This is a genomic window from Phormidesmis sp. 146-12 (assembly GCF_052939495.1).
Genome location: NZ_JBJPHS010000003.1, coordinates 96513 through 111704, shown reverse-complemented (window position 1 = coordinate 111704; position 15192 = coordinate 96513). Strand labels below are relative to the sequence as shown.

Sequence of the window (15192 nt, the reverse complement as noted above, 5' to 3'; positions counted from 1 at the left end):
TAGGAAACTGAGTTCTGAGCATTTACTCTGGTAGTTGGTTGGGGTCGATGCCCTGCGATCGCAGATAGTTCTCCAATCGCTCTTTCGCCTGACGTTCCTGGTCTGCTCGTTGACGTTCCTGGTCTGCTCGTTGACGTTCCTGGTCTGCCTGCTGGCGCTCTGCCTCTTCGGGCAGCGGAATCAAGTCCCCTTCTGCGGTGAACCAGCGCAACTTTTGGTCGTGAATACCCAGTTCTAATCCCAATTGCTCACTGGGCAGTCTGCCGCTCTCGGTCGGTACAATCGGGACATAAACCCCACCTAATAACTGAAATCCTGCAAATTCCATTGTCTGGGGATGAAACCAGTAATACTCTGGCACCCGCCACACGTCTTGATACAAGTCTTTCTTTTTGCCCCGATCGACCGTGGCCGTCGAACTCGACAATAGCTCAATCACCACATTCGGATACTTGCCGCCTTCTTCCCAGATTGCCCAACTGCGTCGATCGCGCTTCTCTGCTCCCAACACCACAAACACATCGGGGCCGCGAAAGTCTCGCTTTTTGAGCTGCTGTTCGTTGTAGTAGACCGTTAAGTTGCCAGAAATGTAGAAGTCGGAACGATCGCCCCACCAGAATTCTAATAGTCGAATCAGCAGGTCAATTTGGCGGCGGTGAAAGTCGGTTTCCAAGGGCGGCTCATCGCTGTAGAGGTTGGTAGGAGGAAAAGTAACATCGTCGGGCCAATCCATCTCCGCCTGAAGTTCAGGCGTGGTGTCCTCCAAAAGAGGCTGAGACATATCCTCGATAGGCGGTTGGATGGGAGTAGCATCGAGACGAACCATCGCGGTAGGCTCCAATAGCGCTGCTTTTAGTTTAGCGGTTGAGGGATGACGCATTTGTCTGGAATCTAAGTATCCAGTTCTTTGAGCAGTACACCCAGAAATGGCGCGAAAAATGGCGCGAAGTTCCTATCTCATCTCACAGGGGCGATCGTCTACTCTGGCAGTTGGTTGGGGTCGATGCCCTGCGATCGCAAATAGTTCTCCAATCGCTCTTTCGCCTGACGTTCCTGATCTGCTCGTTGTCCTTCTGCCTGTTCGGGCAGCGGAATCAAGTCTCCTTCTGCGGTGAACCAGCGCAACTTTTGGTCGTGAATGCCCAACTCTAATCCCAACTGTTCGCTTGGCAGTCTGCCGCTCTCGGTTGGAGTAATTTCCACATAAGTGCCGCCAAACAACCGAAACCCTGCAAACTCCATTGTCTGGGGATGAAACCAGTAATACTCTGGCACCCGCCACACGTCTTGATACAAGTCTTTCTTTTTGCCCCGATCGACCGTGGCCGTCGAACTCGACAATAGCTCAATCACCACATTCGGATACTTGCCGCCTTCTTCCCAGATTGCCCAACTGCGTCGATCGCGCTTCTCTGCTCCCAACACCACAAACACATCGGGGCCGCGAAAGTCTCGCTTTTTGAGCTGCTGTTCGTTGTAGTAGACCGTTAAGTTGCCAGAAATGTAGAAGTCGGAACGATCGCCCCACCAGAATTCTAATAGTCGAATCAGCAGGTCAATTTGGCGGCGGTGAAAGTCGGTTTCCAAGGGCGGCTCATCGCTGTAGAGGTTGGTAGGAGGAAAAGTAACATCGTCGGGCCAATCCATCTCCGCCTGAAGTTCAGGCGTGGTGTCCTCCAAAAGAGGCTGAGACATATCCTCGATAGGCGGTTGGATAGGAGTAGCATCGAGACGAACCATTGCGGTAGGCTCCAATAGTGCTGCTTTTAGTTTAGCGGTTGAGGTTACTTTAGCCGTTAATCTACAATCCATAAATCTGGATGCGCTGGCTCACTAATTTTGCTTAAACTTTGAGTGTTCCTTTTTTAGCAGTGACACCAATGGATCGATCGAAGTTTGTCGCCTATCTCACAGGGGCAATCGCCCTCTTTTTGGGAATCGGCTATCTCGTTCTCGTACAACTGCTCGATTTTCGCGGTGAAATGCTGCCTGCCCCGATCGTCGAACTAACGCCAATCGTCCACGGTTTCCTCAAAGGGTCGCTTGTACAATTCCTGAGCAACGGACTCAATCTCTAGCGGTCGTGGCTCGTCGTCAAGGTGGGCATCGAGTTGCAGCGGTCGAACCACTTTGGCGATCGCATCTTGCACAAATGATTTGATAAACTCATCCCGCCGATTGAGTTGAAACTGCCGCTGCACCACTTCAGTAATGCCCCCGTCGCCCCAGTCCTGATTTTGTCGAAAGTATTCAATAAAGCTTTTGCCCGCAATTCGCGTCAGATAAGCCGCACTCACACCCTGAATCGCCCGACCGACCAAAAAGCCGCCCACACTCAACTGCAACGCTCTGGAGACTAGCTCGATCGCCCCTCTCACCACACCCAAACTCACCAGCGTCTTTGCGAGAGAAAACGCCAACTCTCGTCCTCGCTCTAGATTAATTTCACAGCCATACACCTTGCCAATCTCGACCACCATCTGAGCATGAACGGCCGCCGTCGCCAACAAATCCACCACAGGTAACGGCGTGACGGCAACCACGCCCGCCCCAACCCACTGGAAGCGATCGACGATTTTGTCCGCCTGTTTTCGTCGTTGCTCATCGATAAGATCTCGTGCATCTTCTCCGAGACGCTGAGACTGCAAGAGGATGTTATCTGCTAACAGATCGTCGCCCTCCGATCGCAAAATCTCCGCCATCCGCCGAATCAACGGCATGATCTCCTGATCCATCTGCACCGTTTCCCCTGTCACCAGTCGGATCGGTTGAGGATTCGCAGCGATCGCCATTACATCCCTAGAAGGAACGATGCCTCGAACTCGCTCCCGCAACCGCGCCAAAATCGCTTCTAAATCCTCTTCAGGAAACAGATCTGCTTTATTCAAGACAATCATCGATCGCTTGCCAATCTCCGCCAACAACTTCAACGGATCGTATTCTGACTGACGCAAATCGTTGTCTAAAACAAACACTAACAAGTCGGCTTCAGCAGCCCAGCGACGGGCTAACTTTTCGCGATCGCTGCCTCCCGCCCCCGCTTCCAAAATTCCGGGTGTGTCAGTGATTAGGATCTCGCGATCGACTCCCTTCAAGGGCAATCGGTAAGTTTCGCCCACTTCGGTCGTCCCCATCGGTGCCCCAACTTTGCCCACTATTCGCCCGATCAGCGCATTCACCACCGACGTTTTGCCCGACGAACCTGTACCAAAAACCACAACTCTGATTTCGCCACGAGCCAGATTTTGTTCGATTTCTCGCGATCGACTCAGCAGTTCTCGCCGCACCACTTCGTCTTGAATCTGCTTTAACTGTCGCCGCACTGCTTTGAGATTTTCTTCTGCCGCCTCTGACTTGACGGGTGAAACGGTGGGAATGGGACGGCGACGCTTCTTTGCCTGTCTCGGTAGCCAAAAAAAGTAATAGACAAACGTACCAATCAAGACCGCCATCAGCACCGTGATCAAGAAGATCAACATCGGTCCCAAAAATGGGTAGTACGACAACTGCCAAGACAATCGAGACAGCGAATCAATCAGCCAAATCATCAGCCCCAAAATGAGCGTCAGACCAATAATCAAAGTCAAAAGACGAGGAAGTGGCATAGCGAAGAGGCGATAGAAATCTTTCTCTATTTTGCGTGATCGATCGCCATCAAAAAGACGCTGAGGAGTGAAATCGATCGTGGTTCAGTTGAAGGATGATTTTCTACGGGCGCTAATTTTTAGCTTCTTCGCTCTGATCAGTAGTTCGATCGCTCCGTTTAACTTAATTGGGTTGGTGAGACTTTAAAAGCTATCTGTTAGTCTTTATGGCAACTTGAAGTTGAAAGCCAAGACACTGAGCAGAAGTTATACTGAACCGAGTTGCTAAATTCGGAAGTATGTTACCTGACTCAAATAACTTTGTGACGATCGCAGATGATGGTCGAATTAATATTTCGGCTCAGTCACTAGCACAAGCCAAGATAGCGATCAAGGCGTTGAAGCTCAAGAAAAAAGAATATGCTTTAGTGAAAAGAGAATTGACTCAACAGCAAAAAGTGATCCGCGCAGAATACACTGACCAAGTGCGTCAACAAGGCTCTAAGGTCAGAGGTGGTGGTAGCATTGGTCGCTTTGTACGAACTGTTCAAACTATAAATCGTGATGCTGATCGCCGCGCTTTAGCTCAACAACTTGCACCTCTAGAAGAACAAAAGAATGTGGTTGATGGAATTATTATGGCAATTGACCAAGCAATTCTTCAACTTGAAAAATACATCATCGAAAACTCTTGAATAAATGCTGCTGTAATTTAATTACTGTATCTAGAGCCAAATTGAACCTCATTGGAAAAGGAAACCCTGAATGGGAAATATCGCGCATTACTTCCAAACCCTTGAGATTGAACCAGAAGCAACTCAAGCTGAAATTAAACAAGCATATAGAGACTTAATTCTAGTTTGGCATCCTGATCGTTTTTGCGACAATCCCAGGCTACAACAAAAAGCAGAAGTCAAAATCAAGAAGATTAATGCTGCCTATGAATTTCTAAAATCTCATCAACCTCAAGTCACTCAGGCTGAGGCAGCACCAGCGCCTAAGCATAAACAGCCTGTTGAACCACGTATAAATTGTGAAAAACTCCAGCAACTACTTGAATTAAAAAAATGGAAGGATGCTGACCTTGAGACAAAGCGACTTCTGCTTGAGTTGATGCATAGAGAAAAAGATGGGTGGTTGCAGCCAGATGATATCAAAAATCTATCTCCACAGTCTCTCCTTGCAATTGATAGATTATGGACTCAACATAGTGATGGCTATTTTGGGTTTAGTGTTCAGAGTAAGATTTGGCATAGTCTAGGTTGTAAGTCATCTCCAGAGGTATCTGTCCAGACAATGAGTGAGAATAGGTTTGGCAAAGCCGTGTACTGGTACGTCAATAATATGTGGTTGTCTCCGTGGGATGCTTTTAATTACGAGGCTCAAAATGTCAAAGGTAGCTTGCCCAGAGAATATATCTTTGCGTTGAGCGGCTGGCGAAGCTATACCAAGGGTTGGACTGGTTACATGCTGTGGAGATTTGACGAGATTTTTCTAAAACTCATCTAAGCTCAAATAATCTGGCAATAAATATCTAATATCTATGGGATTACGATGACTCCACAACTTGAAGCGGCAGTTGCTTTGCAGTTGCGCCTTGCGCTAATCGCTGCCATTCGATCGCTCTCACCCACAGAACGTGAACAACTGCTCCAAATCCTGACTCAAAACGATTCAGCTTCAAATTCTCTAACCCAGCGGTAAAGCAATGCAAACTAAACTTCTAGAACAACTTTCCTCCGGTGATGCTGAAGTGATCTTGGAACGCCTACCCGATCGTATTCGAGCTGCTCTAATCGATCGTGCTGCTGAAATTGAGTACCCGATCGAGGCAGTCATTGAGATGGCGATCGCCAGTTTCCTCGACACAGAAGCATTAGGGTTTGCGGACTGCCAGCCAGGACGTGGACAATAAAATTGTAGGGCAGTCAATTTCAAAGAAGTTGTAGCCATAGGCAAACAAAGTGCGATCACAGCAGTCTGTCGGATCGTTAAATGTATAGGAAGAGAGTAGAAGACAACCCGTTAATAACTTGATTAGAATTACTTCTGAATTCAAATAACCTAGAACTAGATTTTTACGATGACTCCACAACTTGAAGCGGCGGTTGCTTTGCAGTTGCGCCTTGCGCTAATCGCTGCCATCCGATCGCTCTCACCTACAGAACGTTAACAACTCCTCCAGATCCTGACTCAAAACGATTCAGCTTCAGATTCTCTAACCGACCTCAAAACGCTCAATGCTCAATTTCGGCAAGGCACTTCACTCAGCCAGCTACTGGTCACTCAAAACCCTACCACTGTGCATAACCTCAAAGATTTGACTCTTGAATTTTGGTCTGAAGAAGACTCAATTGAAGACTTTCTCACCTTCCTGCGGCAACAGCGTCAAGCAGTAATCTAACCAAACTGGTTAACCGCTTTGCCGGGAATAAATGTTAGTTTAGGACTGGTTGACCTTCCCCTAGAGTTATGTTCTATGACCCCTTTACTACCAGTTGTTCATAGCGATAGAGACATATTGGGAGGAACCCCTGTCTTTGTAGGGACTCGCGTGCCTGTTAAGAACTTGCTTGATTATCTTGAAGCAGGCGATTCTTTAGATCAATTTTTAGATCATTTTCCTAGCGTGAGCCGCCAACAGGCGATCGCAGCCCTAGAGTTAGCAAAAGAGATGCTAATTGCATATGCAAATTCTGCTGGATGAGTGCGTGCCAAGACCTCTCAAGCATGAACTGAGTGATTACGACATTCGCACAGTAGTAGAGATGGGATGGTCGGGTAAGAAAAACGGTGAGTTACTTCAATTGATGAACCAGGAAGGATTCACAGTTTTGCTCACGACAGACCAAAATCTACGATATCAGCAAAATCTACAACAAGCTGGAGTAGCAGTCGTCGTAATGGTTGCCTTAAAAAACCGCTTGCCTGAATTGATACCGTTGATTCCTGACGTTCGCCGAGTGTTGAATACAATTTCAGCAGGTGAAGTCATTGAGGTAATGAACTAAATAATTCTGTTGCAACTGTAAAGCATTGCAAGCTATTTAGAGTTCTCTGCTGAACGAAATTCCTATTCTCACTTGTTTTATACCTATAAAAGTGCAGTTCTGCGGCAGCTTCAACAGCAGACTCATTAAATCAACAGGTAGTTGACTTTAGAATACGAATTTCCTATCTTCTAGAGGTTAACAAGATGTCAGACTCAAATCTGAACGTCCTACCCTAGTTGAGACCAAGCGTATGAGCCTTTTTGACCAAATTTTGAGCGCTGTCAGCAACCCCCAGCAGCAAGCCAGCCCCGATCAGCTAGGCGGCATCCTCAACGTTGCCCAACAACTCGGTAGCGCTCACGGCATCGATCCCTCAATGACCCAAACCGTTCTGTCAGTCGTCGGTGGCTATGTACGATCGTCCCTTCAAGAAAAGCAATCGACAATGGGCGGCGACCAGGTACAGTCACTCGTCAATCAATTTAGTGGATTGGGCGGCAACCCTCAATCCGTGCAGGCGATCTTCTCTCCTGACCAGCAGCAACAAGTCACCAGCGACGTAGCCCAGAGAACCGGACTCAACGCTGGAACGATCCAGGCTATGCTGCCCGTGCTGATTCCGATCGTCCTCAATCTCCTGCAAAGCGGCGCAAACACACAAAACGCGCAAGCCGGAAACCCTGTCCTCAACGCCTTTCTAGACTCAAATCAAGACGGCAATTTGGATGTCGGTGACGTGATGGGTTTGGCTGGCAAGTTTCTCAGCCAGCGCTAACGATCGACCTGTGGGGAATCTTTCGTAACAGGCTTGATTCCCCAGACTGCAACCGACTTTAGTAACGAGCTTTTGTGAACGTCTTAGCAGGTGCCCCATTGCCGCTGCGGGGTTCACGAGGCTTTGCTTTATTGACCTTTAGCTCACGATCTAGCCATTCTGCGCCGTCTAGCTCTGCGATCGCTGCGTCTTCTTGGGCTTCGTCTTCCATTTCGACAAAGGCAAAGCCACGCTTTCTGCCTGTTTCTCGGTCAGTGGGAAGGCTGACTCGACTCACAGTGCCATACTCAGCAAACACTTCCCGAAGATCCTCTTCAGTCGCCTGAAAGGACAGGTTGCCTACGTAAATAGTCACGATTCTCTCCAAACCAGTTGTGAGGGCGAACTCGGTCAGGGCATCGAAGCGGTCAGTCATACCCTCCGGGGCAACTGTAACCGAACTCTTGTTCGCCAACGATTATAACTGAATCTTCCCAAAAATAGAAGCACAGCAAAGGCGTTTAGTCTAGCGATAAAAACAGGAATTCTTATCAGAAATGTGATGAAGTCTTATAAGCTCGCAACGGCTTTGCTGATGAGCAATATGAACTTTGACTTTGAGTCGATCGCTCTCCACAACAGCAGGTTAGACTTCACAAAAATTTATAGCTCTTTCTGTAAATAATTGCTCTAACACAGGTAATCAAAGAAACATGACCGTCCTTTAACCCGCTTACTTCTACAAATTTAGAAATTCTTTAGAATTAGGTGAAACGGTATCTGAGCGGTCGTTCTGGTTAAACAAAAATTAACTTCATCTCAATACTTACGTAGAGTAAGGTCGAGTTTTTGAACGTCTTAACCTGGTCTTTAAGGTCTAGGTGTACCCTGATGAGGTTATCTCTATAACTGTCTAGACTCTATGGATTTTTCCCTGAATGCAACTCGTTTGAGACGGTCTATCCCTGTGCTCGCCCTGGTCTTGGGTCTAGCGTCTTGCACCTCTCAAACTGCTACCACGCCTACCGCAACAGGTAGCCCAGCGGCAGGTGGTGCGAGTCCTGCGGCTCCTGCGGCAGCGGGTGGTGCATCGGTCTCGATTAGTGGAGCAGGCGCAACGGCTCCCAACCCGCTCTATCAGCGGTGGTTTCAAGAATATAACAAGATCAATCCGAATGTGCAGATCAGCTATGACTCTGTAGGAAGTGGCGCAGGGGTGAAGCGATTTCTTGATCAAACTGTTGACTTTGGCGCAACTGATGCCCCCCTCAAAGAAGAAGAGCGCAAGGCACTGCCTGCCGATCGCGGTCAAGCGATTCAACTTCCCACAACCGGTCTGTTTGTTGTATTTGCCTACAACTTAGATGGCGTAGACAACCTCAAGCTTTCTCGTGAATCATTCTGCGGCATCGTGGATGGGACAATCAAAGCCTGGAACGATCCTAAAATCGCTAAAGACAACGCAGGAGTCACCCTACCGAGTGATCCACTCACCTTTATTCACCGCTCCGATGGCAGCGGAACAACTGATATCTTCACCAAACACATTGCCAAAGCCTGCCCCAACTGGAAAGCTGGTTCTGGTAAGACCGTCGAATGGCCGACTGGAACAGGTGCCAAGGGTAACGAAGGAGTCAGCGCTCAGATTCAACAAACCAAGGGCGCGATCGGCTACACCGAATACTCTTACGCCAAAGAAACTAATTTGAAGACTGCAACCCTGGCGAACAAGTCAGGTGCATTTATCACACCGACTCCTGAATCGGCAGCAAAAGCACTCGAAGGGGCGACTGTCCCGGCTGATTTTGCGCTGCAAGTCTCTGATCCTGAAGGTAAAGACGCTTACCCGATGGTCAGCTTGACCTGGGTCTTGCTGTACGAAAATCCCAAAGATCCTGTCCAAGCCAAGGCGTTTTCAGAGTTCTTGCGCTGGGCATTGAAAGACGGTAGACAATACGCAAGCGAACTAGGTTATCTTCCGCTACCAGCGGATCTGGCAACAAAAGTGGTCGCAGCCTTAGATACTATCAAAGTAGCGGCAAAGTAGCGGCTAAATAACTTTTGTCCTTCGCGCTGGTATTGCTCCTCACCTCCACACTGCTTCCCTTTTGGTAGATTTTATGGCTCTGTCAACCAATCCTGCTTCGATGTCTACTGCCCGCTCTGGTTCGTCACGGCTCATTGACAATAGCTTTGTCTGGGTGACTGGCGTTTTTGCAGTTGGGGTCGGCTTAGTGTTGCTGGCGATCGCCTTCAATGTTGGCAAAGAAGCCATCCCAGCGATCCAGAAGTTTGGTTTGGGTTTTTTAGTCACCAGTCGTTGGAGCGTCAACGATGAAGTCTTTGGTGCATTCACCCAAATTTATGGCACGATCGTCACCTCCTTTATCGCCCTTCTGATTGCGATTCCGATCGGCGTTGGCGTGGCGCTATTTCTCAGCGAAGACTACCTGCCCGATCGCATCAAGCAGCCGATCGTGTTTTTGATCGAGTTGTTGGCAGCGATTCCCAGCGTGGTCTACGGGCTGTGGGGCATCTTCGTGCTGATTCCTCTACTCAGACCGTTTGGCATTTGGCTAAACAGCACGTTCGGCTGGTTTCCTCTCTTTAGCACCGCTCCCGCTGGGCCGGGCATTTATGCAGCAGGGATCATTCTATCAATTATGATTCTGCCGATCATCGCTGCAATCTCACGAGATGCTTTGGTCGCTGTGCCATCCGAGTTGCGTCAGGCCGCCTATGGATTAGGGGCGACGCGCTGGGAAGCAATTTTTCAAGTCATCCTTCCGGCCGCGTTTTCAGGGATTGTCGGAGGCATCATGCTGGCACTGGGTCGGGCAATGGGCGAAACAATGGCAGTGACGATGGTCATTGGGAATTCCAACACGGTCAACCCGTCCCTGCTGTCTCAAGGCTCAACCGTTTCCTCGCTGTTGGCCAACCAGTTTGCTGAAGCCAGCGGACTCCAGGTTTCTTCTCTGCTGTATGCCGCTTTGATTTTGTTTGGCTTGACCCTCGTCGTCAACGTTTTGGCAGAACTGATTGTGCGCCGCTTTAGTCTAAAGCTCTAGTCAGTCATGAAGATGCTTTGGTTTGCTGAATTGGATTGAGGAAAAAATTTAAGATGACAAGTCCAGAGTTTACAGGGTCTGTTCCCAGTATGAAGCGATCGCCGACCTCGCCTCGTACCTTATTTGCGTCGGCAATGACCATTCTCACCTTTGTTTGTGCGGCTCTGGCATTGATCCCTCTGGTCGCTGTCATCTCCTATGTTCTGATCAAAGGCACCTCTCGCCTCAACTTTGAAGCCTTTACCCAGTTGCCGCCTGCGCCCGGAAGATCCGGTGGAGGATTTGGCAACGCCCTTGTGGGCACCCTCTACACGGTGGGCATCGCCTCTCTGATCAGCATTCCCTTTGGCATCATGGCGGCAATTTCGCTGTCTGAGTTTTATCGAGATACTCGGCTGGCAAACTGGATCACCTTTCTCACCAACGTTCTCAGCGGCGTTCCGTCGATCGTCGTAGGTGCCTTTGCTTACTCGACCGTGGTGTTGGCAACCAAGAGCTTTTCCTCAGTAGCCGGGGGGATTGCACTGGCGGTGTTGATGTTGCCGACGATCGTTCGGACTGCGACAGAATCCCTAGAAGCGGTGCCCAGAGATTTTCGGCAAGCAGCGATCGGGCTAGGCGCAACTCGCATTCAAACGACTTTATTGGTGGTGCTGCCCGCTGCCATTCCAGCGATTATTACAGGCGTGATGCTGGCGATCGCTCGTGCGGCCGGAGAAACAGCCCCCGTTTTGTTTACGGCCTCTTACAGTGGATATTGGGTCAAGTCTCTCTGGGAGCCGACCGCCACCATGTCGCGATTGGTGTTTGACTTTGCGACAGCCCCCTATCCCAATCAACAAGAACTTGCCTGGACAGGCTCTCTCGTACTGGTCGCATTAGTGTTGATCACTAGCATTCTTTCTCGTTGGATCATCAAACGCAAGTAGCCTCGTCCAGAATGATTGGATTCTAGGCACCTCTCACAGTTTCAATCCTCTATCCCACCTGAATCTATGACCTCCGAACTTCAGAGCGCCCGCAAAACCGAAACGGTGTTTCGCACCGAAAATCTCAACATCTATTACGGCAGCTTTTTGGCGGTGAGAGATGTGTCGATCGAGATCCCCAAAAACCAAATTACCGCTTTTATCGGCCCGTCTGGCTGCGGCAAAAGTACCGTTCTGCGCTGCTTTAATCGGCTGAATGATCTGATCAAGAGCTTTCACATCGACGGCAAGATTTTCTATCATGATTCTGATCTCTACGCTGCGGACATTGATCCGGTAGTCGTCCGAAGACAGATTGGTATGGTGTTCCAAAAGCCCAATCCTTTCCCCAAGACAATTTACGACAACATTACCTTTGGGCCGCGTCTGCTGGGCTTTAAGGGAGACATGGACGAATTGGTGGAGCGCGCACTCAAGCAAGCCGCCCTCTGGGACGACGTGAAGGATAAGCTCAAAGCACTGGGCACTGACCTCTCTGGAGGACAACAGCAGCGTCTCTGTATTGCGCGTGCCGTCGCCGTCCAGCCTGACGTGATTTTGATGGACGAACCCTGTTCTGCGCTCGACCCAATTTCTACCCTCAAAGTTGAAGATTTACTACAAGAACTCAAAGAAAAGTACACGATCCTGATCGTGACTCACAACATGCAGCAAGCCTCTCGCACGGCCGATCGCACCGCTTTCTTTAACGTGATCGCCAACGAGAAAGGACAGCGAACCGGATATATCGAAGAGTACGATCAGACAGAAGTTATCTTTCAGGCTCCCAAGAAAAAGACGACTCAGGACTATGTAAGCGGTCGATTTGGTTAGTAGATCTTAGACCCTAGACCTTAGACCTTGAGTTCTGTCAAATTTGAGGTCTTTTGTCTTTTTGTCCAATGTCTTTTTGTCCCTCCCCGCTTCTTCATATAGACAGAAAAACCAAACGTGACATTTCCCAATGATCCCCTGGTCACCAATCACGGTACGATGAGGAAACTGTAATTTTTGTTCACTGCTGGAGCGGCTTATGAAGCGATATTTGTCCCGCCTGCTGGCTCTGGTGTTGGTAGTGGCGATCGGTCTAGCTGGTTGCAACGCTCCTTCGCCGGGCGGCATGACTGGAAACTACCGAGAAGACACCCTGGCCCTGATTTCCAGCCTCAGATCCGCTTTGGAGCTTCCTCAGGACGCGCCTGACAAAATTGCGATTCAGAAAGAAGCCCGCACCAAGATCAACGATTTTGCCTCTCGCTATCAGCGCGACACGTCTGTGATCAAGCTCAATTCGTTTACCACGATGCGGACTGCGCTAAATTCTCTGGCGGGTCACTACAGCTCTTATCCCAATCGGCCGGTTCCTGAGAAACTCAAAAACCGCGTTGAGCAAGAGTTTCAACAAATTGAGATTTCCTTAAAACGCGGCATCTAAGCACGTTAACGATCGACCGATTGAGCCTTCCACCTGTGAGTTTTCACTGATCGTAGAGCCTTCCCGCGCCCAAATTTTCGGCAACGGTTTCTACAGTTCAGCTAAAACCCCGCAGGTGGAATCTGTTTAGACGCTGGCTTCTGTTTTCATCAGGCGATTGAGCATTGAGGCCGGCCGCTGCTCGTAGTTCCAGGCAAACGCATGACGGAAAGCAGCATCTTGACAAGCTTGCAGTTCCTCAAACCCAATGATGTCGTGAGTCAGCAGACTCTCATATTCAAAGGGCAACCTCACATCATGCAAGCCAGCATTGTCGGTGCAGATGGCGATATCCACTCCCGCATCAAAGCAGCGATCGAACACGTCCTTGAGTTGCTGAATGTCCTGAAGCGTCCCCGTTTTGAGATAAGTTGTAGGACAGACTTCCAGACATTGCCCTCGTCGCGCCACTTCTTTAAGCAGATTGGGATGCAGCAAAGGAATTTGAATGCCATGTCCAATTCGCATCAGATAAGACAGCAGTTCGGGATAGCAGCCGTCTTTGGTTTCGTAGACATGCCCGGTGGTTTTGAGGTTGAGCGATCGCGCATAGGCATACAACTCGACCCACTCATCCAACCGCTCTGCATAGTGACTGTCGCCCCCCGCCACATCAACAGCGCACACATAATCAGACTGAGCCGCCAGATCGACGATCGCTCGATTCACTTCATAAGGCAGGCGCGAGTGCATACAGAGAATTTGGCTGCTGACGATCGGGTACTCAACAACCTGACTAGCTTTGCCCACAATTTCGACAATCTCAGCCATTTGATCAATTCGCTGGGTCTGAGTCAACGTATGATCGGTTCTCAGAAACGGCGTGTAGCGCAACTCTAGATACGCCAGATTCTCAAAGATGTAGGCCCCCCGCATTAAGCGATAAATGAAATAGGGTAAGGCTTTCGCCGTTTGTACCCCTTCTACCAGCGTGTGAAGCTCCAGATATTCGTCTAACGTATTGCGAGGGCGCGTGTAAAAGTCTTCAAATTCAGAATAGTCAGGAAAGCGATCGGCTAACTCTGACTGTTCGCGATGCAAGTACCGCCAAAGCACTCTGGGAACCACTGACCCGCCCAGGTGACGGTGAAGTTCTGCATATAAAGCCACAAGGCACCTCTTCTGATGATGTTCGTAATTCCTCCTATTCTGACGTTTGTCTCAAAAGTTGTCTGGCGCTCCACGATACCAATTGGGTGGCAATAGAGTCTAAACCTGTTTGGATGGGCAGTCGATCGCCGCTCTCTTCATCCTCAGATCAAAAAGCGGCGAAGGAACCTCCTACAATGGACATATTGATTTCAGACACCGCGCACCCGTGTCGCCAGGTAGAGAGGGAGAAAAATTTATGGATTTAGTCGCGCTGCAAGGCGTATTAGATAACGTTTCGTTTGCCGTCCTGTTTGCCACAATGCTGATTTATTGGACGGGCGCGGCATTTCCTCAGATTCCGGTCTTACCTGCTTTGGGGACGGCGGGAATGGCGATCGCCAACCTCTGTATCGCTACCCTTTTGGGCGCACGTTGGCTAGAAGCGGGCTACTTCCCGTTGAGCAACTTATATGAATCTCTGTTTTTCTTGACCTGGGGCATTACGGCCATTCACCTGTTCGCTGAAAATCGCAGCAGTAGCCGTCTGGTTGGGGTCGTGACCGCTCCCGTCGCGATGGCGATCACTGCGTTTGCAGCTTTGACGCTTCCTGATACGATGCAGGCTTCGGCCCCCCTGGTTCCCGCATTAAAGTCTAACTGGCTGATGATGCACGTTAGCGTCATGATGTTGAGCTATGCGACGCTGATGGTCGGGGCGCTGCTGGCGATCGCCTTTCTCATCGTCACTCGTGGTCAAAATGTTGAATTGCGCGGCAGTTCAGTGGGGACGGGTGGCTATCGCGACAAATCTTACCGACTCAATCGGGCGGAGGATTCTCAATCACCCACAATGGCACTGCAAACCGGGGGCACGGCTGTTTTAGAATCTGTTGCGACTCAAGCCGCTCCGCTCTCTCCTCAGCGTCTCAGTTTGGCAGATACGTTGGATAACATCAGCTACCGCGTGATTGGGCTGGGCTTTCCGCTGCTGACGATCGGCATCATCGCTGGTGCAGTTTGGGCAAACGAAGCCTGGGGGTCTTACTGGAGTTGGGACCCTAAAGAAACCTGGGCGATGATCACCTGGCTCGTCTTTGCGGCTTACCTTCACTCGCGCATTACCAAAGGTTGGCAGGGTCGTCGTCCCGCTCTTCTCGCCGCTACCGGATTTGTCGTTGTCTGGGTATGCTATCTGGGTGTTAACCTTCTAGGCAAGGGACTTCATAGCTACGGCTGGTTCCTCTAATCCCGCCTCG

The 15192-nt window shown here is 49.7% G+C and carries 19 protein-coding genes; 14 read left to right on the top strand and 5 right to left on the bottom strand.

Translation table 11 applies throughout. The annotated features are described in order from the left end of the window. Positions 1-22 precede the first annotated feature (22 nt). Both ACKFKF_RS02490 and ACKFKF_RS02485 read right to left on the bottom strand, forming a co-directional pair. Complete coding sequence (locus ACKFKF_RS02490; RefSeq protein WP_446866231.1) at positions 23-880, bottom strand: Uma2 family endonuclease; 858 nt, start codon at positions 878-880, stop codon at positions 23-25. A 98-nt stretch (positions 881-978) separates the two neighbouring features. Beyond that, on the bottom strand, positions 979-1812 hold the full coding sequence (locus tag ACKFKF_RS02485; protein ID WP_446866230.1) for a Uma2 family endonuclease: 834 nt from the start codon (positions 1810-1812) through the stop codon (positions 979-981). Positions 1813-1871: 59 nt separating this feature from the next. On the opposite strand from ACKFKF_RS02485, the gene ACKFKF_RS02480 reads away from it, so the two are divergent. After that, a complete protein-coding gene (locus ACKFKF_RS02480; RefSeq protein WP_446866229.1) occupies positions 1872-2078 on the top strand; it encodes a hypothetical protein in 207 nt (68 codons plus the stop codon). On the opposite strand, the gene ACKFKF_RS02475 is transcribed toward ACKFKF_RS02480, so the two are convergent. After that, on the bottom strand, positions 2007-3605 hold the full coding sequence (locus ACKFKF_RS02475; protein WP_446866228.1) for a YcjF family protein: 1599 nt from the start codon (positions 3603-3605) through the stop codon (positions 2007-2009). The genes ACKFKF_RS02480 and ACKFKF_RS02475 overlap by 72 nt on opposite strands. 302 nt (positions 3606-3907) lie before the next feature. Between ACKFKF_RS02475 and ACKFKF_RS02470 the strand changes: the two genes are divergently transcribed. The 7 genes from ACKFKF_RS02470 to ACKFKF_RS02440 all read left to right on the top strand — a co-directional run bounded on the left by ACKFKF_RS02470 (position 3908) and on the right by ACKFKF_RS02440 (position 7352). Next, entirely contained in the window at positions 3908-4279 is a 372-nt protein-coding gene (locus ACKFKF_RS02470; RefSeq protein WP_446866227.1) for a hypothetical protein, read from the top strand. A 70-nt stretch (positions 4280-4349) separates the two neighbouring features. Beyond that, a complete protein-coding gene (locus tag ACKFKF_RS02465) occupies positions 4350-5093 on the top strand; it encodes a GUN4 domain-containing protein (protein ID WP_446866226.1) in 744 nt (247 codons plus the stop codon). Positions 5094-5138: 45 nt separating this feature from the next. After that, positions 5139-5288, top strand: coding sequence for a hypothetical protein (locus ACKFKF_RS02460; RefSeq protein WP_446866225.1), 150 nt, complete (start codon positions 5139-5141; stop codon positions 5286-5288). Between the two features lie 4 nt (positions 5289-5292). Next, a complete protein-coding gene (locus tag ACKFKF_RS02455) occupies positions 5293-5499 on the top strand; it encodes a hypothetical protein (protein WP_446866224.1) in 207 nt (68 codons plus the stop codon). A gap of 564 nt (positions 5500-6063) precedes the next feature. After that, positions 6064-6291, top strand: coding sequence for a DUF433 domain-containing protein (locus ACKFKF_RS02450; RefSeq protein ID WP_446866223.1), 228 nt, complete (start codon positions 6064-6066; stop codon positions 6289-6291). A 4-nt stretch (positions 6292-6295) separates the two neighbouring features. Beyond that, positions 6296-6595 carry a hypothetical protein gene (locus ACKFKF_RS02445; RefSeq protein WP_446866222.1) on the top strand — a complete coding sequence of 100 codons (300 nt, stop codon included), beginning with the start codon at positions 6296-6298 and terminating at the stop codon, positions 6593-6595. Between the two features lie 232 nt (positions 6596-6827). Beyond that, entirely contained in the window at positions 6828-7352 is a 525-nt protein-coding gene (locus tag ACKFKF_RS02440; RefSeq protein WP_446858522.1) for a DUF937 domain-containing protein, read from the top strand. Positions 7353-7410: 58 nt separating this feature from the next. Here the strand turns inward: ACKFKF_RS02440 and ACKFKF_RS02435 are convergent, their stop codons facing one another. Then, a complete protein-coding gene (locus ACKFKF_RS02435; RefSeq protein ID WP_446858521.1) occupies positions 7411-7707 on the bottom strand; it encodes an RNA recognition motif domain-containing protein in 297 nt (98 codons plus the stop codon). 546 nt (positions 7708-8253) lie between these two features. Here ACKFKF_RS02435 and pstS point away from each other — a divergent pair. The 5 genes from pstS to psb27 all read left to right on the top strand — a co-directional run bounded on the left by pstS (position 8254) and on the right by psb27 (position 12805). Continuing rightward, complete coding sequence (pstS, locus tag ACKFKF_RS02430; RefSeq protein ID WP_446866221.1) at positions 8254-9378, top strand: phosphate ABC transporter substrate-binding protein PstS; 1125 nt, start codon at positions 8254-8256, stop codon at positions 9376-9378. 73 nt (positions 9379-9451) lie between these two features. After that, positions 9452-10402, top strand: a complete 951-nt coding sequence (pstC, locus tag ACKFKF_RS02425) for a phosphate ABC transporter permease subunit PstC (protein ID WP_446866220.1) — start codon at positions 9452-9454, stop codon at positions 10400-10402. A 53-nt stretch (positions 10403-10455) separates the two neighbouring features. Then, positions 10456-11331: a phosphate ABC transporter permease PstA gene (pstA, locus tag ACKFKF_RS02420; RefSeq protein ID WP_446866219.1), complete on the top strand. Its 876-nt coding sequence runs from the start codon at positions 10456-10458 to the stop codon at positions 11329-11331. A 66-nt stretch (positions 11332-11397) separates the two neighbouring features. After that, positions 11398-12204 carry a phosphate ABC transporter ATP-binding protein PstB gene (pstB, locus tag ACKFKF_RS02415; RefSeq protein WP_446866218.1) on the top strand — a complete coding sequence of 269 codons (807 nt, stop codon included), beginning with the start codon at positions 11398-11400 and terminating at the stop codon, positions 12202-12204. Between the two features lie 199 nt (positions 12205-12403). Further along, entirely contained in the window at positions 12404-12805 is a 402-nt protein-coding gene (gene psb27 / locus ACKFKF_RS02410) for a photosystem II protein Psb27 (RefSeq protein WP_446866217.1), read from the top strand. Positions 12806-12931: 126 nt separating this feature from the next. Here the strand turns inward: psb27 and ACKFKF_RS02405 are convergent, their stop codons facing one another. Then, a complete protein-coding gene (locus tag ACKFKF_RS02405) occupies positions 12932-13954 on the bottom strand; it encodes an adenosine deaminase (protein ID WP_446866216.1) in 1023 nt (340 codons plus the stop codon). 238 nt (positions 13955-14192) lie between these two features. Here ACKFKF_RS02405 and ccsB point away from each other — a divergent pair, with 238 nt between their 5' ends. After that, positions 14193-15182, top strand: coding sequence for a c-type cytochrome biogenesis protein CcsB (gene ccsB, locus ACKFKF_RS02400; RefSeq protein ID WP_446866215.1), 990 nt, complete (start codon positions 14193-14195; stop codon positions 15180-15182). Positions 15183-15192: the final 10 nt, after the last annotated feature.